23 protein-coding genes are annotated in these 20,805 nt (G+C 67.7%); 8 read left to right on the forward strand and 15 right to left on the reverse strand.

The window, feature by feature from the left end:
• The first annotated feature begins 52 nt into the window (after nt 1-52).
• Nucleotides 53-637, forward strand: a complete 585-nt coding sequence (folE, locus tag ABID41_RS06135; RefSeq protein ID WP_331931506.1) for a GTP cyclohydrolase I FolE — start codon at nt 53-55, stop codon at nt 635-637.
• A 139-nt stretch (nt 638-776) separates the two neighbouring features.
• Here folE and ykgO read toward each other — a convergent pair whose 3' ends face one another.
• Nucleotides 777-902, reverse strand: coding sequence for a type B 50S ribosomal protein L36 (gene ykgO, locus ABID41_RS06140; RefSeq protein ID WP_056023006.1), 126 nt, complete (start codon nt 900-902; stop codon nt 777-779).
• Between the two features lie 143 nt (nt 903-1,045).
• Between ykgO and ABID41_RS06145 the strand changes: the two genes are divergently transcribed.
• Complete coding sequence (locus tag ABID41_RS06145; protein WP_354297302.1) at nt 1,046-2,335, forward strand: lytic murein transglycosylase; 1,290 nt, start codon at nt 1,046-1,048, stop codon at nt 2,333-2,335.
• 208 nt (nt 2,336-2,543) lie between these two features.
• Here the strand turns inward: ABID41_RS06145 and ABID41_RS06150 are convergent, their stop codons facing one another.
• A complete protein-coding gene (locus ABID41_RS06150; protein WP_331932563.1) occupies nt 2,544-3,878 on the reverse strand; it encodes an MFS transporter in 1,335 nt (444 codons plus the stop codon).
• 116 nt (nt 3,879-3,994) lie between these two features.
• Between ABID41_RS06150 and motA the strand changes: the two genes are divergently transcribed.
• Nucleotides 3,995-4,864 (forward strand): flagellar motor stator protein MotA, encoded by an 870-nt coding sequence (motA, locus tag ABID41_RS06155; protein WP_331932562.1) that lies wholly within the window; start codon nt 3,995-3,997, stop codon nt 4,862-4,864.
• 50 nt (nt 4,865-4,914) lie between these two features.
• Here motA and ABID41_RS06160 read toward each other — a convergent pair whose 3' ends face one another.
• Both ABID41_RS06160 and purE read right to left on the reverse strand, forming a co-directional pair.
• Entirely contained in the window at nt 4,915-5,994 is a 1,080-nt protein-coding gene (locus ABID41_RS06160) for a 5-(carboxyamino)imidazole ribonucleotide synthase (RefSeq protein WP_354297303.1), read from the reverse strand.
• An 8-nt stretch (nt 5,995-6,002) separates the two neighbouring features.
• Entirely contained in the window at nt 6,003-6,494 is a 492-nt protein-coding gene (gene purE / locus ABID41_RS06165) for a 5-(carboxyamino)imidazole ribonucleotide mutase (RefSeq protein WP_331928722.1), read from the reverse strand.
• Between the two features lie 127 nt (nt 6,495-6,621).
• Here purE and ABID41_RS06170 point away from each other — a divergent pair, with 127 nt between their 5' ends.
• Both ABID41_RS06170 and ABID41_RS06175 read left to right on the forward strand, forming a co-directional pair.
• Nucleotides 6,622-7,392 (forward strand): GGDEF domain-containing protein, encoded by a 771-nt coding sequence (locus tag ABID41_RS06170; protein ID WP_331928720.1) that lies wholly within the window; start codon nt 6,622-6,624, stop codon nt 7,390-7,392.
• A gap of 40 nt (nt 7,393-7,432) precedes the next feature.
• On the forward strand, nt 7,433-7,801 hold the full coding sequence (locus tag ABID41_RS06175; protein ID WP_354297304.1) for a VOC family protein: 369 nt from the start codon (nt 7,433-7,435) through the stop codon (nt 7,799-7,801).
• 6 nt (nt 7,802-7,807) lie between these two features.
• Here ABID41_RS06175 and ABID41_RS06180 read toward each other — a convergent pair whose 3' ends face one another.
• The 3 genes from ABID41_RS06180 to ABID41_RS06190 form a co-directional block, all read right to left on the reverse strand.
• Complete coding sequence (locus ABID41_RS06180) at nt 7,808-8,026, reverse strand: YdcH family protein (RefSeq protein ID WP_331932801.1); 219 nt, start codon at nt 8,024-8,026, stop codon at nt 7,808-7,810.
• Nucleotides 8,027-8,193: 167 nt separating this feature from the next.
• Nucleotides 8,194-8,637, reverse strand: coding sequence for a TIGR02444 family protein (locus tag ABID41_RS06185; protein ID WP_331932800.1), 444 nt, complete (start codon nt 8,635-8,637; stop codon nt 8,194-8,196).
• Nucleotide 8,638: 1 nt separating this feature from the next.
• Nucleotides 8,639-9,241, reverse strand: coding sequence for a UbiX family flavin prenyltransferase (locus ABID41_RS06190; protein WP_331932799.1), 603 nt, complete (start codon nt 9,239-9,241; stop codon nt 8,639-8,641).
• Nucleotides 9,242-9,399: 158 nt separating this feature from the next.
• Here ABID41_RS06190 and ABID41_RS06195 point away from each other — a divergent pair, with 158 nt between their 5' ends.
• Nucleotides 9,400-9,573, forward strand: coding sequence for a DUF465 domain-containing protein (locus ABID41_RS06195; RefSeq protein WP_331932798.1), 174 nt, complete (start codon nt 9,400-9,402; stop codon nt 9,571-9,573).
• A 126-nt stretch (nt 9,574-9,699) separates the two neighbouring features.
• On the opposite strand, the gene ABID41_RS06200 is transcribed toward ABID41_RS06195, so the two are convergent.
• Nucleotides 9,700-10,368, reverse strand: a complete 669-nt coding sequence (locus ABID41_RS06200; protein WP_331932797.1) for a DUF1013 domain-containing protein — start codon at nt 10,366-10,368, stop codon at nt 9,700-9,702.
• A gap of 108 nt (nt 10,369-10,476) precedes the next feature.
• Nucleotides 10,477-11,199 (reverse strand): DUF72 domain-containing protein, encoded by a 723-nt coding sequence (locus tag ABID41_RS06205; protein ID WP_331932796.1) that lies wholly within the window; start codon nt 11,197-11,199, stop codon nt 10,477-10,479.
• A 121-nt stretch (nt 11,200-11,320) separates the two neighbouring features.
• On the opposite strand from ABID41_RS06205, the gene ABID41_RS06210 reads away from it, so the two are divergent.
• Both ABID41_RS06210 and ABID41_RS06215 read left to right on the forward strand, forming a co-directional pair.
• Entirely contained in the window at nt 11,321-11,671 is a 351-nt protein-coding gene (locus ABID41_RS06210) for a hypothetical protein (protein ID WP_331932795.1), read from the forward strand.
• Nucleotides 11,672-11,725: 54 nt separating this feature from the next.
• Nucleotides 11,726-12,466: a TylF/MycF/NovP-related O-methyltransferase gene (locus ABID41_RS06215; RefSeq protein ID WP_331932794.1), complete on the forward strand. Its 741-nt coding sequence runs from the start codon at nt 11,726-11,728 to the stop codon at nt 12,464-12,466.
• A gap of 7 nt (nt 12,467-12,473) precedes the next feature.
• Here the strand turns inward: ABID41_RS06215 and ribB are convergent, their stop codons facing one another.
• The 6 genes from ribB to ABID41_RS06245 all read right to left on the reverse strand — a co-directional run bounded on the left by ribB (nt 12,474) and on the right by ABID41_RS06245 (nt 20,662).
• Nucleotides 12,474-13,628, reverse strand: a complete 1,155-nt coding sequence (gene ribB / locus ABID41_RS06220) for a 3,4-dihydroxy-2-butanone-4-phosphate synthase (RefSeq protein WP_331932793.1) — start codon at nt 13,626-13,628, stop codon at nt 12,474-12,476.
• Nucleotides 13,625-14,200, reverse strand: a complete 576-nt coding sequence (locus ABID41_RS06225; protein WP_331932792.1) for an NADPH-dependent FMN reductase — start codon at nt 14,198-14,200, stop codon at nt 13,625-13,627. The genes ribB and ABID41_RS06225 overlap by 4 nt, the downstream gene beginning before the upstream one ends.
• A gap of 3 nt (nt 14,201-14,203) precedes the next feature.
• Nucleotides 14,204-15,916: a class I adenylate-forming enzyme family protein gene (locus ABID41_RS06230; protein ID WP_331932802.1), complete on the reverse strand. Its 1,713-nt coding sequence runs from the start codon at nt 15,914-15,916 to the stop codon at nt 14,204-14,206.
• Between the two features lie 142 nt (nt 15,917-16,058).
• Entirely contained in the window at nt 16,059-17,396 is a 1,338-nt protein-coding gene (locus tag ABID41_RS06235; protein WP_331932791.1) for an acyl-CoA dehydrogenase family protein, read from the reverse strand.
• Nucleotides 17,397-17,586: 190 nt separating this feature from the next.
• A complete protein-coding gene (locus ABID41_RS06240) occupies nt 17,587-19,113 on the reverse strand; it encodes an MATE family efflux transporter (RefSeq protein ID WP_331932790.1) in 1,527 nt (508 codons plus the stop codon).
• A gap of 145 nt (nt 19,114-19,258) precedes the next feature.
• Nucleotides 19,259-20,662, reverse strand: coding sequence for an amino acid permease (locus ABID41_RS06245; RefSeq protein WP_331932789.1), 1,404 nt, complete (start codon nt 20,660-20,662; stop codon nt 19,259-19,261).
• Nucleotides 20,663-20,805 lie beyond the last annotated feature (143 nt).

Consider the following 20,805-nt stretch of genomic DNA (forward strand, 5'->3'; position numbering starts at 1 on the left):
CTGAACCTTCGCCATGATCGGCCGTTCAGACGGACGACGCGGAGACGCCCACATGACCGAACCCAAAAGACCGCCGACCCAGGAAGACGCCGAGGCGGCGGTGCGGACCCTGATCGAATGGGCCGGCGACGACCCCGACCGCGAGGGCCTGCTGGACACCCCGGCGCGGGTGGCGAGGGCCTATAAGGAGCTGTTCTCGGGCTATGAGAGCGACCCGCGCGAATACCTGGAGCGCACCTTCGAGGAGGTGGGCGGCTATGACGAGCTGGTGGTGCTGCGCGACATCCGGGTGGTGAGCTTCTGCGAGCACCACATGCTGCCGTTCCTGGGCAAAGCGCATGTGGGCTACCTGCCGTCGAACCGGGTGGTGGGAATCTCGAAGCTGGCGCGGGTGGTGCACGGTTTCGCCCGGCGGCTGCAGATCCAGGAGAAGCTGACGGCGCAGATCGCCGAGTCCATCCAGGACATCCTGCAGCCCAAGGGGGTGGGCGTGGTCATCGTCTCCGAGCACAGCTGCATGACCATGCGCGGGGTGAACACGCCCGGCTCGCGCCTGACGACGAGCCACCTGCTGGGGGTGGTGCGCGACGACCCGCGCACGCGCCAGGAGTTCCTGGAGCTGGTCCGGAACGGCTGACTAGAGGAGGCCGCGGGCCTGAAGCGCGGGCCGCCTATTCGTGGCGCGGACATGCAAAAAGAACCGGTCGATTTCGGCCGGTTCCTTCAGACCTTGTCGTAGAGCGTGCGCCGGTTCCAGCGCACGCTGACCAGACATCTTAGCCTTGCTTGGCCTTGAAGCGCGGGTCGGTCTTGTTGATGACGTAGACGACGCCCTTGCGACGCACCAGCTTGCAGTCGCGGTGGCGAGTCTTGAGCGACTTGAGCGAGCTTCTGACCTTCATGGACCTATCTCGGGTACTCCGGACCAGGTCCGGTTGTTGTCTAAGAGCGGGCGCGTATACGGGCCGGGGCCAGAAGAGTCAACGCGAAAGCCATGACGGCCTTGTGATTGAGGGGTTTTACGGGCGCCGCTAGGCTGACCTTCATGGCACGTCGCGTTCTTATTGTCCTCCTGCTCGCCGGCTGCGCGAGCCCTGCCCCGTCCCCTGCGCCGCACGCCCCGCAACCGGCGCCGAGCGCCCAGGCGCCTGCACAGCCCAGCGCGCCGATCGCCCCGGCGACCTCCGGCGATGCGGGCTTCGACGCCTGGCGCGACGCCTTCCGCAGCAAGGCGGTCGCCGCAGGGCTTTCGACCATGGTCGTGGACCGCGAGCTGGCCGGCCTGACCCCGAACACGCGGGTGATCAGCCTGGACTCGGCCCAGCCGGAATTCTCCAAGCCGATCGGCGACTATATAAAGGGCGTGGTCAGCGACGAGCGCATCGCCCGCGGCCAGCGCTATCGGGTCGAGCTGCCGTTCTGGGACAGCGTGGAGCAGCAGTACGGCGTGCCCCGGGACATCCTGATGGCGGTCTGGGCCATGGAGAGCGCATTCGGGGCGGTCCAGGGCGACTTCGACGTGGTCCGTTCCATGTCGAGCCTGGCCTATCACGGCCGCCGGCGCGCCTGGGCCGAGGGCGAGCTGATCTCGGCCCTGCGGATCATCCAGTCGGGCGAGGCCACCAGGACGCAACTGAAAGGCTCCTGGGCGGGCGCCATGGGCCAGACCCAGTTCCTGCCCTCGAACTATCTCTCCACAGCGGTCGACGCGGACGGCGACAGCCGGCGCGACATCTGGCGTTCGCCCAACGACGCCCTGGCCTCGGCGGCCAACCTGCTGGCCAAGGGCGGCTGGCAACGCGGCGGCGCCTGGGCGCGGGAAGTCGCCCTGCCCCAGGGCTTCGACTACAGCCTGACGGAAGGCCCGAGGGAGCCGGTGAGCTACTGGGAAGGCCTGGGGGTGCGGACGGCGGACGGACAGGCCTGGAAGCCGTCAGAGCAGGGAGCGCCGGCCCAGCTCGTCGCGCCGGCCGGGGCGAGCGGGCCGGTCTTCCTGCTGTTCCCGAACCACTTCGCGATCCGCAAGTACAACAACTCCACCTCGTATGCGCTGGGCATCGGCCTGCTGGCCGACCGGTTCGCCGGCGGCGGGCCGCTGGTGGCGGCATGGCCGGTGGAGCAGCCGATGGCGATCGGCGACCGGATCGCGGCGCAGACGGCCTTGGCCAGGCTGGGCTTCAACCCCGGCGCGCCTGACGGGGTGGTGGGCGTCAACACCCGAACCGCCCTGCGCGCCTGGCAGAAGGCCCGTGGCCTAGTGGCCGACGGCTACCTCTCGGCGGAGATGGTGCGGCGGCTGAACGTCGAGGCCGGAGCGCTGCCGGCGCAGAACTGAGGCGCTCGTCAAAGAGAAGCCCCTCAGACGCCGCCCCCCGAAACGAAGGTGTCATCCCGGTTTGCGAAGCAAGACCGGGACCCATACGCGCCGTGCTCGACGAAGACGGCGCCGCTTAGCCGCATTTGAGAAATCTGGTGTTCATGGGTCCCGGTCTTCGGCCCGCGGCCGAAGCCGGGATGACGCGGGGGAATTAGACCCCAAGCGCTCAAACCCCGCCTTCGTCGCTCTTTTCCAGGGTCGCGATGGCCGCGTCGGCCCGGGTGGCGGGCATGGGGTCGGCGTTGCGGAGCTGTTGGTTGCGGAAGGCGAAGACCAGCATGCCGGCCAGCAGGGCCGCGCAGATCAGGAACGGAGCCGGGGCGACGTGCTCATAGAGCCAGACGAAGCCCGGGGCGAGCACGACATTGACCCCGTTGACCGCGGCGATGGCGCCGGCGACGCGGGCCTGCTCGTGCATGTCGACCGCCAGCGAGGAACCGGCGGTGAAGCCGGGCCGGGCCAGGCCGAAGCCGAGGCTGGCGATGGCGTAGCCGGCGACGACGGCCGCGTAGCTCGGCTGGAAAGCGACGATGAGGTTGCCGAGGGCGGCCACGCCGACGCCCCAACGCAGGAGCTGGCGCGGGGTCATATCGAACATGCGGATGATGCCCCACTGGGCCAGCAGGCCGGCCATCGCGCCGAACATCATGGCGATGGCGATGTAGCCCTGGGCCGCGGTCGGGCTGACGTGCAGCTTGTCGATGATCAGGAAGCCGAGGGTCTGGGCCTGGGCGGTCTGGCAGACCGCGACGATGAAGCCGTAGATCAGGAAGGGGCGCACCCGGCGGTCCAGCCACATGGGGCTTTCCTTGATGACCGCCTCGCCGGCCATGGTCCCGATGGCGGGCTCAGCCTTCACCGGCGCGGCGGGCATGTGGGTGCTTTCAGGCAGGAACTTCCAGACCACGAACAGCATGGCCGCCGCCAGCAGGGCGAAGCCGAACAAGGGGCCGGCCAGGTCGATCTTGACCCCAGGAATTACGAACAGGGGCGCGACGAAGGGGCCGATGACGGTGCCGAGGCCGAAGGCGCCGGCCAGGGCCGACATCGACTGGGTGCGCTGCTCGGGCGCGGTGTGCTCGGCCACATAGGCCTGGGTCGCGGGGTTCGAGGCCGAACCGAACAGGCCGAACAGCGCCCGCGCCAACAGGAACAGGCCGAAGATCACCATGGGCGTCGCCAGATGCAGCAGCCCCGCGCTGACCACCAGGCCGCAGGCGATCATCGAGGCCATGAACCCGGAGAGCCCGATGAGCATCAGGGGCTTGCGTCCGTAGCGGTCGGAAGCCTTGGCCCAGAAGGGCGAAGAGGCGGCCCAGAGCAAGGCCGAAAGCGAGAAGATCGCCGCCACCATCGGATCGGGAATGCCGATCGAACGGCCGATGGCCGGCAATACGGATATCATGCCGGTATTGCCCATGGCCGTGACCAGGGAGACGCCGAAAATGGTAGCGAAGACGCCTCTCGGCAGACCCGCGGGCGCTGAAACGAACTTGGGCATGCGAAGGCTGTTAAGCCGCCCCGAGCCGATGCGCAAACGCTCTCCGCAGGAACATACGGGCCATTAAGCATTAATCTGCATGGTGGCCGGCGACAGTCGCGGGGACGCTTTTTCCTATGTTTCAGATTATCGGCATCGTGCTGCTCTTCGCACTGGTGTTCGGGAGCTTTCTGATCTCCGGAGGCAACCTCGCGGTGATCTTGCATGCCCTTCCGCACGAGATGATGGCGATCGGCGGGGCGGGCGTCGCTTCGTTCCTGATCGCCAACTCGCTGCCGGTGATCAAGGGGACCGGGGCGGGCTTCGGGAAGGTGTTCAGCGGGCCGAGATGGAAGGCCAACGACTACCGCGACCTGCTCTCGCTGCTGTTCCTGCTGACCAAGACCATGAAATCCAAGGGCGTCATCGCCCTGGAGAGCCACATCGAGACGCCGCGGGAGAGCACGATCTTCGCGCGCTTCCCCAAGGTGATGAAGGACCACTTCGCCGTCGACTTCATCTGCGACACCCTGCGGATGATGACCATGAACCTCGAGGACCCGCATCAGGTCGAGGACGCCATGGAAAAGCAGCTCGAGAAGCACCATCACGAGGCGCTGGCGCCGGCGGCCGCCCTGCAGAGCCTGGCCGACGCCCTGCCCGCCCTGGGCATCGTCGCGGCCGTGCTGGGGGTCATCAAGACCATGGGCGCTATCACCGAGCCGCCGGAAGTGCTGGGCGGGATGATCGGCTCGGCCCTGGTCGGGACCTTCCTCGGGGTGTTCCTCGCCTACGGCCTGGTCGGACCGATGGCCAACCGCCTGCGCGAGGTCGTGGAGGAGGAAGGCTCCTACTACAAGATCATCCAGTCGGTGCTGGTGGCGCACCTGCACGGCAACGCCGCCCAGATCTCGGTGGAGATCGGCCGCGGCAGCGTGCCCTCCGGCGCGCAGCCGAGCTTCCTGGAACTGGAAGAGGCGCTGTCGGCGATCCCGGCGGAGGGGTAGACGCGCTCGGGGCGGACAGCCGTCAGGCCAGGCCGCTCCGATCTCAAACCCTACAAGGGCCGCAGGCGGTTGATGTGCCCCATCTTGCGGCCGGGGCGGGCTTCGTGCTTGCCGTAGAGGTGGATGCGGGTCTCGGGCTCGCCAGCGAGCTTGGCCCAGGCGGAGGCCTCGTCCCCCAGCAGGTTCAGCATCTCGACCCTGGCGTGGGCGTGGGTCGGGCCGAGCGGCCAGCCGGCGACGGCGCGGATGTGCTGTTCGAACTGGTCGACCTCGCAGCCGTCCATGGTCCAGTGGCCGGTGTTGTGGACCCGGGGCGCGATCTCGTTGACCAGCAGCTTGCCACCCTGCATCTCGAAGAGCTCGATGCCGATCACACCCACATAGTCGAGGGCGCCGAGGATCTGGGCGGCGATGCGCTCGGCCTGGGCGGCGGTGTCCTTGGAGACCTCGGCCGGGGCGAAGGAGCGGCGCAGGACGCCCTTCTCGTGGTGGTTCTCGGCCAGGGGATAGACGGCGATGCCGCCGTCGCGGCCGCGGGCGGCGATGATCGAGAGCTCGCGCACGAAGTCGGCGGGCGCTTCCAGGATCACCGGCTTGCCGCCCACCGCCTCGAAGGCGGCCGGCGCGTCGGCGATGTGCTCGACCCAGCGCTGGCCCTTGCCGTCATAGCCCTCGCGGCGGGTCTTCATCAGGACCGGCGCGCCCATGGCCGCGACCGCCTCGCGCGCAGCCTCGGCGCTGTCGGCGGCGGCGAAGGCGACGGTCGGGACGCCGGCGCCGTTGAGGAAGGTCTTCTCCGCCACGCGGTCCTGGGCGACGGCCAGGGCGAGCGCCCCCGGGGCGACCTGCACGCCGAGCGAGGTCAGGTGCTCGACCGCCGCGGCGGGGACGTTCTCGAATTCGTAGGTGACGACGCTGGCCAGCTTGGCCAGCTCGGCCAGGGCGGTCGGATCGTCATAGGCGCCGACCACCGTATGGGCGGCGACGCGGCTGGCCGGCGCATTGGGCTCGGGCTCGAGGATGGCGACGTCGAAGCCGAGACGCCCCGCAGCCAGGGCCAGCATGCGTCCAAGCTGCCCCCCACCGAGAATCCCGATCGTCGAGCCGGGGGGCAGAGGCAGGGCGGGCATGGTCGTGCTCAGTCTTCGACGGTTTCGGCGACGCTCGCCGTGTTGCGCGCGCGGAAGTCGGCAAGGCGCTGGGCCAGGGCCTCATCCGAAAGCGCCAGGATCTGGGCGGCAAGAAGGCCTGCGTTGCGGGCGCCAGGCTCGCCGATCGCCAGGGTGGCGACCGGAATCCCGCCTGGCATCTGGACGATGGAAAGCAAGGAATCCATGCCCTTGAGCGACTTGGACTCGACCGGAACGCCGAGCACCGGCAGCTCGGTCAGGGAGGCGGTCATGCCCGGCAGGTGCGCTGCGCCGCCGGCGCCGGCGATAATCACCTTGAAGCCGGCCGCCTTGGCGCCCTTGGCGAATTCGTACATGCGGTCGGGCGTGCGGTGGGCGGACACCACCTTGGCCTCGTAAGCCACCCCGAGGGCTTCGAGGCAGTCGGCTGCAGCCTTCATGGTGGGCCAATCCGAGCGGCTGCCCATGATGATGGCGACCGGCGCGTTTCCTGCGCTCATTCCCCAATGCCCCTTCGCGGAAAGGCGCGGAGTATAGGCGCCGCCCTTGCGCCCGCAAGCGAGGAGGTTCAATTTCCTAATCGATATGGTTAGCGCCGGGTTTACGGCTGGGCTTTGAAGGGCTGTCATGAAGGTCACCAGCGCGCGCACCGAGCCATTCTCGGCGATCCGCAAGCGAGCGCTTGTACACGCCGGCGCCCAGGCGGCCGCCCGGATGGCCGCTCAGGTGGACAGGACCGCGTTCCTTGGCCTGTCGGAGGCCGAGCTGACCCCGCAGGTTCAGGCCGCCCTGCTGACCCTGCTGTCGGAGATCGACGACCTGCGTGGCGAGGTGGCGCGGCTCAAGGTCAGGCTCGGCGAGATGGAGGAACTGGCCGATCGCGACCCGCTGACCCCCCTTCTCAACCGGCGCGCCTTCATGCGCGAGCTGGCGCGGGTCCGGACCTTCTCCCAGCGCTACGGATCGCCGGCGAGCCTGGTCTATTTCGACCTGGACGACTTCAAGGCGGTGAACGACCGCTACGGTCATGCCGCGGGCGACGCCTGCCTGTGCGCGGTCGCCGAGCGGCTGCTGTCCCATGTGCGCGAGAGCGACGTGGTCGGGCGGATGGGGGGCGACGAATTCGCGGTCATCCTGGCCCAGGCCGACCGTCCGACCGCCATGGCCAAGGCCGAGGCCCTGGCCGGCGCGATCGAGGCCACGCCGATCCGGTTCGGCGCCTGGACCGCCCCGCTGCATATCTCCTTCGGCGTGCGGGAGATCTCCCAGGAGCTGGCGGCGGACTCGCTGCTGTCGGAAGCCGACGCCTCGATGTTCATCAGCAAGCGCGAGCGGCGCGGCTCGATCGTCGGCCGCCAGGCAGAAGTCGCTTCCATGACGCACACGTCACCGCGCTAAAGGTCCCCGGCTCGAACAGAGCAGAAAAAGGGGAAACACCATGATCGGCTACATGACGGTCGGCGCCAACGACCTGGAGAAATCCAAGACCTTCTATGACGCCGTGCTCGCCCCGCTGGGCGCCAAGCGTTCCATGGCCAGCGACCGGATGCAGTTCTATGGCGCGCCAGGCGGCGCCGGGGCGATCGCCGTCTGCACGCCCTATGACGGCGGCCCGGCCTCGGCCGGCAACGGCGCCATGGTGGCGCTGGCCAGCCCGTCGCGCGAAGTGGTCGACCAGGTGCACGCCGCCGCCCTCGCCGCCGGCGGCGCCTGCGAAGGGACGCCCGGCGAGCGGATGCCCAACTTCTACGGCGCCTATTTCCGCGACCTGGACGGCAACAAGTTCTGCGTCTTCAAGATGGGCTAGGCCCCGTCAGGCGATGATATCGGGCGTCTGCTGATCCTTGAGGCGCTCGATCTCGTCCTTCAGGGAAAGCTTCTTCCGCTTCAGGCGGGCGATGACCATCATGTCGGGCACCGGCGACACGGCGATGGCGTCGACCGCCACGCCCAGGTCGGCATGCTCCTGGGTCAACGCATGGAGCCGGGCCTCGAGCCTGGCCTCAGGATCGTTGCTGTCGTCGTCGTTCATGCCATCACCCGCCCCAGCACTGACGCCATCATGCCACGCAGACCCACGCCGGCCTAGAGTACGATGCGATCGGACGGAATCGTCCGATCGCTGAATCGTGCTCTAGATTCAAAAGGTTGAGCGCGTTCTGATCGCAAAAGCCGGTTTCCACTTTTGCGGAACGCGCGCTAGCTCAGGGCGCGCGCCAGGCGAGCCAGGGCGTCGTCGGAAGCCGGTTTTCCCCAGGCGCGGGACGCCGCTCGAAGAGCCTCGAGGGCCGGCGTGCCCCCCGGCCTCTCGGTCATTTGCTCGAAGGTCTCCAGCAGCACCCGTTCGGCGCGCAGCTCGGCATCCTTGATGTCTTCGCGCAGGCCCTCACGGGCCCGCTCGTCGATGGGCGGAAAGGAGGGCTTGAGCCGCCGGCGGATTTCGCGGATCGGCGCGAGCACCCGGGCCTCCCAGGCCCGCGCCGTCTGGGCCGCGGAAGCGAGCAGCCTGGCGTCGGAGGTCTCGGCCCAGACGGCCCAGAGCAGGAGCGAGACGTTCTGGCCGTGATCGTCCTGCAGGGCCAGACAGGCCTCGGAGACATCGGGACGCGCATAAGCGCCCAGCGCCCACTCCCAGATCGCCAAGTCAGGCCTCCGTATCCGCGAGCGGCCCGAGGTCGACGCCCCATCTGCGCACCGGCCGCCAAGAGAGGCCGAAGATGTCGAGGGCTCGACCGACCGACTGGTCGACCATCTGCTCCAGGTTGGTCGGCCTGGCGTAGAAGGCCGGCAAAGGCGGGGCGATCACCGCCCCCATCTCCGCCAGCCGGACCATGGTGCGCAGGTGGCCCAGATGCAGCGGGCTTTCGCGCACCATCAGGACCAGGGGCCGCCGCTCCTTGAGGGTGACGTCAGCGGCGCGGGTCAGGAGGGACGAGGTCACGCCGGTGGCGATCTCGCTCATCGAGCGGACCGAGCAGGGAGCGATGACCATGCCCAGGGTCGGAAAGGAGCCCGAGGAGATCGAAGCCCCGATGTCGCCGACCTTGTGGACCACGTCCGCCCGGCCTTGCGCCTCGGCCAAGGTCAGGGACGTTTCCTGGGAAAGGGTCAGGGCTGCGGCCTTGGAGAAGATCAGGTGGCTCTCGACGCCCAGTTCGCGGCAGGCGTCCAAGACCCGCAGGCCGTAGACCACGCCGCTGGCGCCGGAGACACCGACCACCAGGCGCGAGCGCTCAGAACCGCTCATGCCCGGAACTGCCCATGACTGCTCATGACTTGTCACTCCGCGCCCGGTTTCAAGGCGTCCGCGGCCGATGCCGGACTGCAAACATATGTGATCTGACAGGCCAAACCAGCGGGTGTTCACTCCTTAGTCGAAGTAATTCGACAAGGAGATGACACGTCATGGCCGTCGAAGCCCGTATCCGTGAACTTGGCGCCCGGCATCAGAATCTCGAACAGGCGATCCGGGAAGAAACCATGAGACCGGCTGCGGACGCCATGCGGTTGAAGGAGCTGAAGCGCAAGAAGCTGAAGCTCAAGGAAGAGATGGAAGCCCTGGGCGCACAAGCCCACTAGCGACCTTCACTTCCAGTCCGCGAGGGTGGGGCCGGACGCCAGACGGCCCTGCTCGGTCGCTTCCACGGGTCCCCGGAGGCGACCGACAGGGTCGGCTGCGCTTGCCGCGCAGCCCCCTTTTCGGACCTAGTCCTCGTCGTCCTCGCCCTGGTCGAACAGCGGACGCTCCGCCTCGTAGGGCTGGTCGTCTTCGGCGAAGGCGGCGCCGGTCTCGGAGGCCGGCTCCAGGGTCGGGCCGTCGACGATCCCGCGACGGGCGTCGTCCTTGGCCTTCTTTTCGGCGGCCTTGCGCACCACGGCGTCCAGTTCGAGCTGGGTTGCGAGACCGAGGGTGACCGGATCGACCGGCTTGATGTTGGCCGCGTTCCAATGGCTGCGGTTGCGCACCTGGTCGATGGTGGCCTTGGTGGTGCCGAGCAGGCGGGCGATCTGGCTGTCGGCCACTTCCGGGTGGTTGCGGATGAACCAGGCGATGGCGTCCGGACGGTCCTGACGGCGCGACACGGGGGTGTAGCGCGGGGCCTTCTTCACCGGCTTCAGCAGTTCGGCGTGACGGCTCTTCTGAGCCTTCATGCGGTACTTCGAATTGTTCTGCGCCTTGTCCAACTCCTCGCGCGAAAGCTGGCCATTGGCGATCGGGTCGGCGCCGCGGATGTCGCGCGCCACTTCGCCGTCGGCGATGCCCTTTACTTCCAGCGGGTGCAGGCCGCAGAAGTCGGCGATCTGATCGAAGGTGAGGGACGTGTTGTCGACCAACCAGACGGCGGTCGCCTTCGGCATCAGAATGTCGGTCATAACGGTCTTTCCAAAATGACGGCGCCCGGCCTTTCGGCCGGGCGGTGCGATCAAGCAGAACGTCATATAGGCCCGTTCTGCCCGCAAGAAAACGACAATTGCTCCGGCTCAGCTTGCGATCAACTGCTTGAGAAGGGCCGCATCAGCCGGCGCCGCGCTTTTGATATCGTTGTCGAAGTAGGCGTAGACATCGGCCCCTTGCCGCCTCCAGCGCCGGATGCGGACCGCCCAGGACTTGAGCTCTGCTTGCGGATAGCGGTCGCGATACCGGCCGCCCGGCCCATGACCACGCACATAGACGAAGGGCGCGGTCTTCTCCCAGGGCGCGGGCGCATGATGATGGTCGGAAATGCAGAGGCTGACCCCACGGTCGGCCAGCAGGTCGAAGACCCTCTTCTCGAACCAACTGGAGTGGCGAAACTCGACCACATGACGGCCGCGTGGCAGCAGGTCCAGGAAATCGGCGAGACGCGCATCGTCCCGCCGCAGGCCGGGCGGCAACTGGATCAGCGACGGCCCCTCCCGGTCTCCCAGCCCGCTCATCCGATCGTAGACCAGATCGATGGAGTCCGCGCAGTCGCGGAGCTTCTTGTTGTGGGTGATGTAGCGGCTGACCTTCCAGGAAAAGCAGAAGTCCTTGGGAACCGAGGCCGCCCAGCCAGCCACGACCTTGGCGCTGGGCAGGCGATAGAAGCTGGCGTTGATCTCGGTGGTGTCGAACCGGCTGGCGTAGAAGGTCAGCAGGTCCTTGGACCTGGTCCCCTTCGGATAGAAGGGCCCCACCCAATCGCGGTAGGCCCAACCCGAGCAGCCGATCCTGAGCGCCGTCACCAGCCGCGCCTCCGTCAAGCACTCAAGGGAAAGCGATCGGCCGGCGGTTGTTCCCTGGCGACATCGGCGAAAGTCGTGCCAAGGTGGTGAAAACATCGACCCTTTAGGGAGGGCCTGGGAAATGAGAGCAGCGGTCCTGCCGATCGCCGCCGCAGCCGTGTTGTCGGCATGCGCCACGCCAAACGCGAAGGTCGCGGCCAGCGCCGCGCCCCAGGCCGATTTCAGCGCCTGGTCCTGTCGCGAGCTTGCGACCGAGTTGAGCCTCACGGAGCGGGCCTATTTCACGGCGGCGCGCCGGGAACGCCAGAGCCGCGAAGGGGCGAGCGCCCAGGCCTTCTATTCGCCCGCCTCCTATTACCCCGCTCCGCCCAAGAGCAGCGCCAAGCTGCGGGCGCGGCTGGACGACCTGCGCAAGGCCTCGCGAGCCAAGCGCTGCACGAGCCAGCAACTCATCGAGGCGACAACAGCATAACTCGTTCAACGAACTACGATTGCCGAATCGCGCAAGCCCGGTAGCAATGTCGCCATGACCGCCATCGCCCTCCCCGAAATCGGCACGCCCGCCCGCGTCGTGCGCGGCCGTTCGATCCATGACGGCTACCAGCGCGGCTGGGGCCTGATGCATGCGGGCCTGGCCGAGCAGGTGGCCCGCAGCCCGCTCTACCAGGCGGGGCTGGAGGCGTCCGGCGGGTGGTCGGTGATGGTCGAGGCCAAGCGGATGAACCTCTTCCTGATCCTGACGCGCTTCCTGGAGCGGCTCGAGGGCAAGGACGTGATCGAGTTCGGCTCCTATCGCGGAGGCAATGCGCTGTTCATGGCTCGGGTGATGTGGGAGATCGACCCGACCGCGAAGGTCTATTCCTGCGACACCTTCGCGGGCATGCCGGTGACCGACGCCGGGCGCGACCTGCACGCCAAGGGGGACTTCAGCGACACCTCCTACGAGGCGTTGCTGGATCGCCGCGACGCCCTGGGCCTGACGAACCTCGTGGTGGTGAAGGGCCTGTTCCAGGATACCTTTCCCGGGATCGCCAAGTCACGCCCGCGCTTCGGCCTCGCGCACATCGATTGCGACATCTATTCCGGCGTCAAGTACGCCCAGGACGCGGTCTGGCCGCGTATGGCGCGGGGCGGCTACCTCGTCTACGACGACGCCGACGCGCCCTCGTGCATCGGCGCCACCGAGGCCGTCGAGGACCTGATCATGAAGCGCAAGCTTCACGCCGAGCAGGTCTGGCCGCACTGGGTGTTCCGCGCGCGGCTGTGACCCGCGCTCAGTCGAACTGACGGCGCCCCACGATCCGCAGGCCATAGCCGCCGGAGCCCGGCAGGACGGTCTGGGAGTTGGACAGCAGCTCCATGTCGCGCACGCCGAGGTCCAGCAGGATCTGCGCCCCGACGCCATAGTCCCGCAGGACATTGGCCCCGTGGTCGGCGCCGGTCTCCGCGCCGTAGCGCTCGGAGAGCCAGGCCGGGTTGGAGTCGCGGATGAACACGGCGACGCCCGCGCCCTCGTAGGCGGAGATCGCCTCCAGGGCCTTCGGCACATAGTCCCGGCGCGTCTCGGCGTGGCCGAGCATGTCGGCGGCGATATCGACCCGGTGCATGCGCACGAGGGTGGCCTTGTCGGGGTCGATCTTGCCCTTGGTCAGGACTACGTGCTCGGTCTTGTCGAGGATGTTCCGGTAGATGATCATCCGGAAGCGGCCGCCGTAGGCGCTGTCGAAGGGCGTCTCCAGCACACGCTCGACCTGGCGCTCGGTGCGGCGACGATAGGCGATCAGGTCGGCGATGGTCCCGATCTTCAGGCCGTGAAGCTGGGCGAAGGAGATCAGATCCGGCAGGCGGGCCATCGACCCGTCGTCCTTCATGATCTCGCAGATGACGCCGGCCGGGTTGAGGCCGGCCATGCGGCTGATGTCCACCGCCGCCTCGGTGTGACCGGCGCGGACCAGGACGCCGCCGTCCTTGGCGACCAGCGGGAAGACGTGGCCGGGCGAGACGATGTCGTCGGCGCCCTTGGTCGGGTCCACCGCCACGGCGATGGTATGGGCCCGGTCGTGGGCGGAAATGCCGGTGGTGACCCCTTCCCGCGCCTCGATCGAGACGGTGAAGGCGGTGCCGTGGCCGGACTGATTGTCGACGGCCATCGGCGGCAGGCGCAGGGCGCGGGCGCGTTCGCCGGTGATCGACAGGCAGATCAGGCCGCGGGCGTGCTTGGCCATGAAGTTGATCTGTTCGGGCGTGGCGAACTGCGCCGGGATGATGACGTCGCCCTCGTTCTCCCGGTCCTCGGCGTCGACGAGGATGTAAGGACGGCCGTTGCGGGCGTCCTCGATGATGTCCTCGATCGGGGAGATCGCCGACTCGTGCGGCGCCTCGGCGTCGCTGGAACCGTTGGCGGGATTGACGAGGTGCGGGCGGGTCATAGTCCAGCTTTCATCTTGGCGAAGTCGAGCACCTGCTCGCCGACGGTCGCAAGCTGCCAAGCATCCTTGGCCTCGATGCAGGCGCCGTCGGCGTCGAAGAGGCCCGACGCCGCGTTCAGGGCCGCGCCGAACGGCGTCGGCCAGCCCCGCAGTGCATGTATGATCGATCGCAGCGCGGTCAAAGTGGTGCCGGCGGCCTGCCAGCCGTCGGCGGTGATGATGCAGCCCACGGCGCGATCGGTCAGATAAGGACGGGCGTCGTCGCGCAGGACTTCCAGCGAGTCCAGCGCATTCTTGATCATGCCCGAGATGGAGCCGTGATAGCCGGGGCTGGCGACGATCAGGCCGTCCGCGGCCCGCACGGCCTCGGCCAGCTCGAGCTGCGCCGGATCACGGGTGTGGTCGGACGGATTGAAGATCGGCAGGCGGGCGAGGAAGTCCCCGCCCAGCAGCCGCGTCTCGCCGCCGCCGGCCTCGACCGCGCGCAAGGCCACGGCCAGGGCGCGCTCAGATGTCGAGCCGGGACGGACGGTGCCGCCGATACCGACGATCAGCGGCTTTCGCGAACTCATTCCCTACCCCTCGAACAGTTTCTTCAGCTCGGTCTTCACGATCTTGCCGTTCGCGTTGCGCGGCAGCATTTCCGGCAGGAACACCACCTGGACCGGGACCTTGAAGGCCGCCAGCCGGCTGCGCACGAAGGCCTGGAGTTCGGCCTCGTCCGCGGTTCCGCCCGGCTTCAGGTGCACCACGGCCACGGGCTCCTCGCCCAGGGTCTTGTGGGGCTTGCCGACCAGGGCGGCGTCCATCACGTCCGGGTGGTCGTACAGCACGTTTTCCACCTCGACGCAGTAGATGTTTTCGCCGCCGCGGATGAGCATGTCCTTGGCCCGGTCGATGATATAGAGGAAGCCCTCCTCGTCGAGGCGCGCCAGGTCGCCGGTGCGCAGCCAGCCCTCGACGAAGGTTTCGGCCGTGGCCTCGGGCTTGTTCCAGTAGCCCCTCACCACCTGCGGCCCCTTCACCCACAGCTCACCCACCGCATTGGCCGGCAGGACGGTCTTGCCGTCGGCCGGATCGCGGATCTGCATCTCGCCGACCGGCGCGGCGGGCCCGGCGCTGGTGGGGCGATTCTCGTAGTCCCGGCCCATGTGCGAGGTGAAGGTGGCGGTGGTCTCGGTCATGCCCCAGCCGTTGCCGGGCTGCGAGGCGGGGAAGGTCTCGACGATCTTGCGGACCAGCTCCGGCGCCGAGGGCGCGCCGCCATAGGCCACCGAGGTCAGGGACGAGAGGTCGTACTTCTCCCGCGCCGGGTGCTCGATGAGCTGCCAGGCGATGGTCGGCACGCCGCCGGTGGAGCCGACCTTCTCGCGTTCGATGAGCTGCATGGCCTGCTCGGCGTCCCAGCGCCGCATCAGGACGATCTTGCCGCCGGAATTGAGGTTGGGCGACAGGTTGGCCGACAAGCCGGTGGCGTGGAACATCGGCACCACCAGCAGGCCGACGCGCTGGGGCAGCTTGTGCGGATCGGACTCCGGCAGGGGCAGGCCGGCGCGCAGGAAGTTGCGCGAGGCGGAAATCCCGCCGGCCATGATGTTCGAGGTCATGTTGCGATGGGTCCCGAGCGCGCCCTTGGGCTTCCCGGTGGTGCCCGAGGTGTAGAGGATGGTCGCGTCATCCTCCGGCGCCAGCGGCACGTCGGGCAGCGGGCGGTCGGGAAGTCGGCCCCAGTCGTTGACCTTGCCTATCACGTCCTCCAGGCGGCGCACCTTCGGATCGGCGGGCTCGCCCGGCAGGCGCGGGACATAGACCTTCTCCAGGCCCGGCAGCGCGCCGAAGGAATCCTGGATGCGTTCCAGGCGCTCGTCATCGACAATGGCGATCTTGGTTCCGGAATCGGCCAGCCCGTATTCCAGCTCCGGCCCGGTCCACCAGGCGTTCAGCGGCGTGACGATGGCGCCGGCGAGGATCCCGGCCCAGAAGGCCACCGGCCATTCGGGCAGATTGCGCATGATGACGGCGACCCGGTCGCCCTTCTTCACCCCATCGGCCTGGAGCTGGTGCGCCAGGGCGATGGTGGCGCGCGCGAAGCTCTCGAAGGTGGCGCGGTCGTTTTCGTAGACCAGGAACTCGCGATCCTTGAAGGTCCGGCCGTTGAGGAAGATGTCGCGGAGGGTCGGAGGCGCGTTCTTCCAGGTGCGGGTGGCGATCCCGCGGATCACCTTTTCCTCGATCTCGAAGCGCTCTCCCGGGGCGGTGAGGCGGGCATGAGCCTCGGCCACGGTCATCACAGGCCAAACGGGTACTGACGGGGCGGTCTGGGTCTCTACGTCGCTCACGAAATCCTCGATGTGAAAAACTCAAAGAAAAAAGGGCGACTCCGGAAGGAGCCGCCCACAGTAGACCGATGCTCGTCGGCTGGAAGTCCTATCAGGCGTTTTCGGACGCCTTGGCACGCTCCGCGCCCTGGGCCTTGTAGGCCTCGCGGAGTTCCTTCAGTTCCGTCGCGTACTTCTCCTCGGCCGCCTCTTTCAGGCGCGGGATGTGGTAGTTCGGGAACAGGTCGTTGTCGGCGCGGTAGTCCTTCAGGACCTGCTTGGCCAGGGTGACCTTGTGCACTTCGGTCGGGCCGTCGGCGATGCCCATGACCAGCGACGAGGTCACCATGTGCATGAAGGGCATTTCGTTGGAGACGCCCAGCGCGCCGTGCAGGTGGGCCGCCTTGGTCGCCACGTCGTTGTAGACCTTGGGCATCGCCACCTTGATGGCCGCGATGTCCTTGCGGACCAGGTTGTAGTCCTTGTGCTTGTCGATCAGCCAGGCGGTGCGCAGCACCAGCAGGCGGAACTGCTCGACCGCGATCCAGCTGTCGGCGATCTGCTCCTGGACCATCTGCAGGTCGGAGAGCTTGCCATCGCGCGTGGTGCGCGAGACGGCGCGGCGGCACATCAGGTCCAGAGCGTGCTTGCAGGCGCCGACGGTGCGCATGGCGTGGTGCACGCGGCCGCCGCCGAGACGGACCTGGGCGATCACGAACGCAGCGCCGCGCTCGCCCAGCAGGGCGTCGTAGGGCACGCGGACGTTGTTGTAGCGCACGTAGCCTTCGCTACCGCCGCCGATCTCGCCGGTGCCGACGCCGACGTTGCGGATGATCTCCACGCCGGGGGTGTCGGTGGGCACCAGGAAGATCGAGGTGCGGCGGTAGGGGTCCTTGGCGTCCGGGTCGGTGATCGCATAGAGCACCAGCACCTGCGAATAGCGGGCGTTGGTCGAGAACCACTTCTCACCGTTGATGACCCACTCGTCGCCGTCGAGCACGGCGCGGGTCTTGAAGGTCAGCGGATCGGAGCCACCGGTCGGTTCCGACATCGAGAAGGCCGAGCGGATATCGCCGTTCAGCAGCGGCCAGAGGTACTTTTCCTTCTGCTTGTCGGTGCCGTAGTGGGCGATGATCTCGGCGTTGCCGGTGTCCGGCGCCTGGCAACCGAACACGGTCGGGGCGAGGCTGTTGCGGCCCAGCTTCTCGTTCATGAGACCCAGCTTGAGCTGGCCATAGCCTTGGCCGCCGAGTTCGGGGCCGAGGTGGCAGGCCCACAGGCCCTGTTCCTTAACCTTCTCCTGCAGCGGCTTGATGAACTTCTCGCGGCCCAGCGAACCCCGGACAGCGAGGCCCAGTTGCGAGAGGGGTTCGACCTCTTCGCGCATGAAGTCCTCGATCCAGTCGAGCTTCTTCTGGAATTCGGGGTCGGTTTCGAAATCCCAAGCCATCTAACATCTCCCATTCATCCGCCCGAACGGCCGGATTTTCCAAAAATCGGTATGGTCGGCCGCGCAGCCGACGTCAAATCCTGCGCCCGGACAGCCCCTTAGCTGTCCGACCCTGTGGACATTATCAAACGCTTGTTTGCTTGACGCAACGTCCAGCAGGCGGCCGGGCCGCGTTTTTCTACGCCCTACCCTACTCGGCCGGCGCCTTGGCGGGAATCGTGACGTGCGCAGCCTCTTCCACCGCCTCGGTCTCCTCGGCGACCGCGGGGGTGGCCATGCCCGTGTCGGGCGCGGCGCCGCGCGGGATCCCGGCCATGAGCCGAGCCTTGCGCCAACCGCCGAAGCGGTAATAGCCGGCGGCCAGGACCAGCGACATGATCGAGCCCAGCGGGAAGCTCCACCAGACGGCGTCCTGGCCGAGGTGGGGTTCAAGATAGTGCGCGAACGGGACGCGCACGAACCACATGGAGATCAGCAGGCCGATCAGCGGCGGCCAGACCGAGCCTGTCGCCCGGATGATCCCGTTGAGGATGAAGGCCATGCCGAAGGGGATGAAGCCCCACAGCACGAAGGCGTTGATGTGGATGGCGATCGGGATCGAAGCGCTGCCCGCCGGCAGGAAGAGCAGCAGGACCCAGGGCTCCACCAAATAGATCAGGGCGACCGGAATGGCGGTCATCAGGGCGGCGATCATGACGCCCTTGCGCGCCACCTCGCTGACCCGGTCCATGCGGCCGGCGCCGACGTTCTGGGCGGCCATCGACGACACCGCCGCCCCCAGCGCCATGGCGGGCATCTGGATGTAGGTCCAGAGCTGGATGGCCGCGCCGTAGCCGGCCGCCGTCTGCGAGCCGTAGGCGTTGACGAAGCGGATCATGATCACCGCCGCACCTGAGATCACCAGCATCTGCAGGGCCATGGGGAAGCCCTTGACCACCAACGTCCTGATGATCGCGAACTCAGGCCAGAAAAGGCGCCAATCCTGGCGCTTGAGGATCAGGACGCTGTCGCTCCGGTAGAGGTGGATCAGCATCACCGTCAGGGTGACGGTCTGGGAGATCAGGGTGGCGGTCGCCGAGCCGGCGATCCCCAGGCGCGGGAACGGGCCGAAGCCCGTGATCAGCATCGGATTTAGGATCACGTCCATGCTGGTCGCGCAGACCGAGAACCAGAAGGGCGTGCGGCTGTCCCCCGCCCCCCGCTGCGCCATCATCACGAACGAGAAGAAGTACATGAACGGCATGGCGACGAAGATCACCCGCAGATAGGTGATCGCATCGCGTGTGGCGTCCGGCGGGGTGTTCATCACCCGCAGGATGCTCGGCGTCAGCAGGAAGCCCGCCACGCCGACCGTCAGCGAAAGAATGAAGAAGAAGGTGGTCGCCGAGCCGACCACCCGCTTGACCATGGCCAGGTCCTTGCCGCCCACCGACTGGGAGATCAACAGGTTGGCGGCCATGGTCATGCCGAACACAGCGCCCAGCATCAGGAAGAAGATGTTGTTGGCGTTGACCGTGGCGGTCAGGGCCGCCTCGCCCAGGACGTGGCTGACCCATATGGCGTTGGCCGACCCGTTCAGGGACTGGAGGATATTGGACCCCAGCACCGGCAGGGCGAAGATGATCAGCGTCTTGCCGATCGGTCCTTGGGTCAGGTCCTGCATGCCATGGGGAGCAGGTCCGCGGGCGCCGGGCGCCGGTTTCGTCGAAGAATTCATTCGCTCCCCAGTGCGCCGATGAATAGGCGCGGCCTACGTCCCGACCTCGCCCTTTGAAAAACGGACGATGTTCTGCTCACGCCCGGGAAGCAGGCGAAGCAAGTTTAGGTCGGGCGGGGGCGCGGCTTCAAGCGCCGGAAATCAGTCAGGCGTTCGCCAGCGCGCTCTGGGTCCGCCCATAGGCCAGATAGACCACCACGCCGACGCTGTTCCAGATGAGGAAATTGATCATGGTGCTGACCGGCAGGGTCGTGAAAAGATAGAGGCAGCCGATCACGGCGATCGGCCCCACCAGCCACCAGAGCGGCGTGCGGAACGGGCGCTGCGCGTCCGGAGCGCGGCGGCGCATCAGCATCATGGCGAGCGCCGTGGCGATGAAGGCCAGCAGGGTTCCGGCGTTGGCCAGGGCGGCGATCTCGTCCAGGGGCAGGAAACCGGCGATGCTGGCGGCTACGATGCCGGTCAGCACGATCACCGGCGCGGGCACGCCGCGGCGGCCGACCCTGGAAAGGCCGCGGGGCAGCAGTCCGTCGCGGGCCATGGCGAAGAAGATTCGGCTCTGGCCGAACATGAAGACCATGATCACGGTGGGCAGGGCGACCACGGCCGCGCCGGCCACCACCGCGGCCACCTGCGGATGGCCCATACCGCGCAGGATGAAGGCCAGCGGCTCGGGGCTTCTGGAAAAGACGTCATAGGGCGAGGCGCCCAGGGCCGCCGCGGCGACGATCATGTAGATCGCCGTGCAGGCGAACATCGAACCGACGATCCCGATGGTCAGGTCCTTGCCCGGGTTCTTGGTCTCCTCGGCGGCGGTCGAGATGGCGTCGAAGCCGTAGAAGGCGAAGAAGATGATCCCGGCCGCGGCGGCCACGCCCCGCTTGACGCCGTCGGCGCTCATGGCCGCTCCGAAGCCGTAGGGCGCGAAGGGCTCGAAATTCGCTGTGTCGAAGGCCGGCAGCGTCAGGGCGACGAAGGCGGCCAGGGCGAAGATCTTCACCAGCACCAGGATGAAGTTGACGGTGGCGCTCTCGCGAGTGCCGACCAGCAGCATGCCGGCGACGACGATGGTGATCAGGATGGCCGGCAGGTTGATGATCCCACCCGCATGCGGCCCGGCGAGCAGCGCTTCGGGCACGTTCCAGCCTGCCTGCAGCATCAACCCGCCCGCATAGCCGGACCAGCCGACCGCCACGGTGGAACAGACCACCGTGTATTCCAGGATCAGGCTCCAGCCGACGATCCAGGCGATCATCTCGCCCATGCCCACATAGGAATAGGCGTAGGCGCTGCCGGCCTGCGGCATCATGGTCGACATCTCCGCATAGCAGAGCGCCGCGAAGGCGCAGACCGCGCCGGCCAGGGCGAAGGAGAGGATCACCGCCGGCCCGGCCAGGCCCGCAGCGACGCCGGTCAGCGTGTAGATGCCGGTGCCGATGATCGCGCCGACGCCCAGCGCCACGAGATGAGGCCAGCTTAGGGTGCGGACGAGGGCGTGCCCGTCCTGCCTCGGCGGCTGCATCGGCTTGCGGCGCGTTGCGAAACTCATCGGCGATTCCCCCCGGAAAGAACCGCGAGCATGGACCGGGCGGCCGGCGACTTGAAGAGCGCCCTTGCCGTCAAATCCGCCCTTCAGGTTGAAAATGCCCTTGGCTGGCCGGTGGGGGGGGGCGCCAGCTTGGCTGTCCCCTT

It is taken from the genome of Phenylobacterium koreense (genome assembly GCF_040545335.1).
In the GTDB taxonomy this organism is placed as follows: domain Bacteria; phylum Pseudomonadota; class Alphaproteobacteria; order Caulobacterales; family Caulobacteraceae; genus Phenylobacterium; species Phenylobacterium koreense.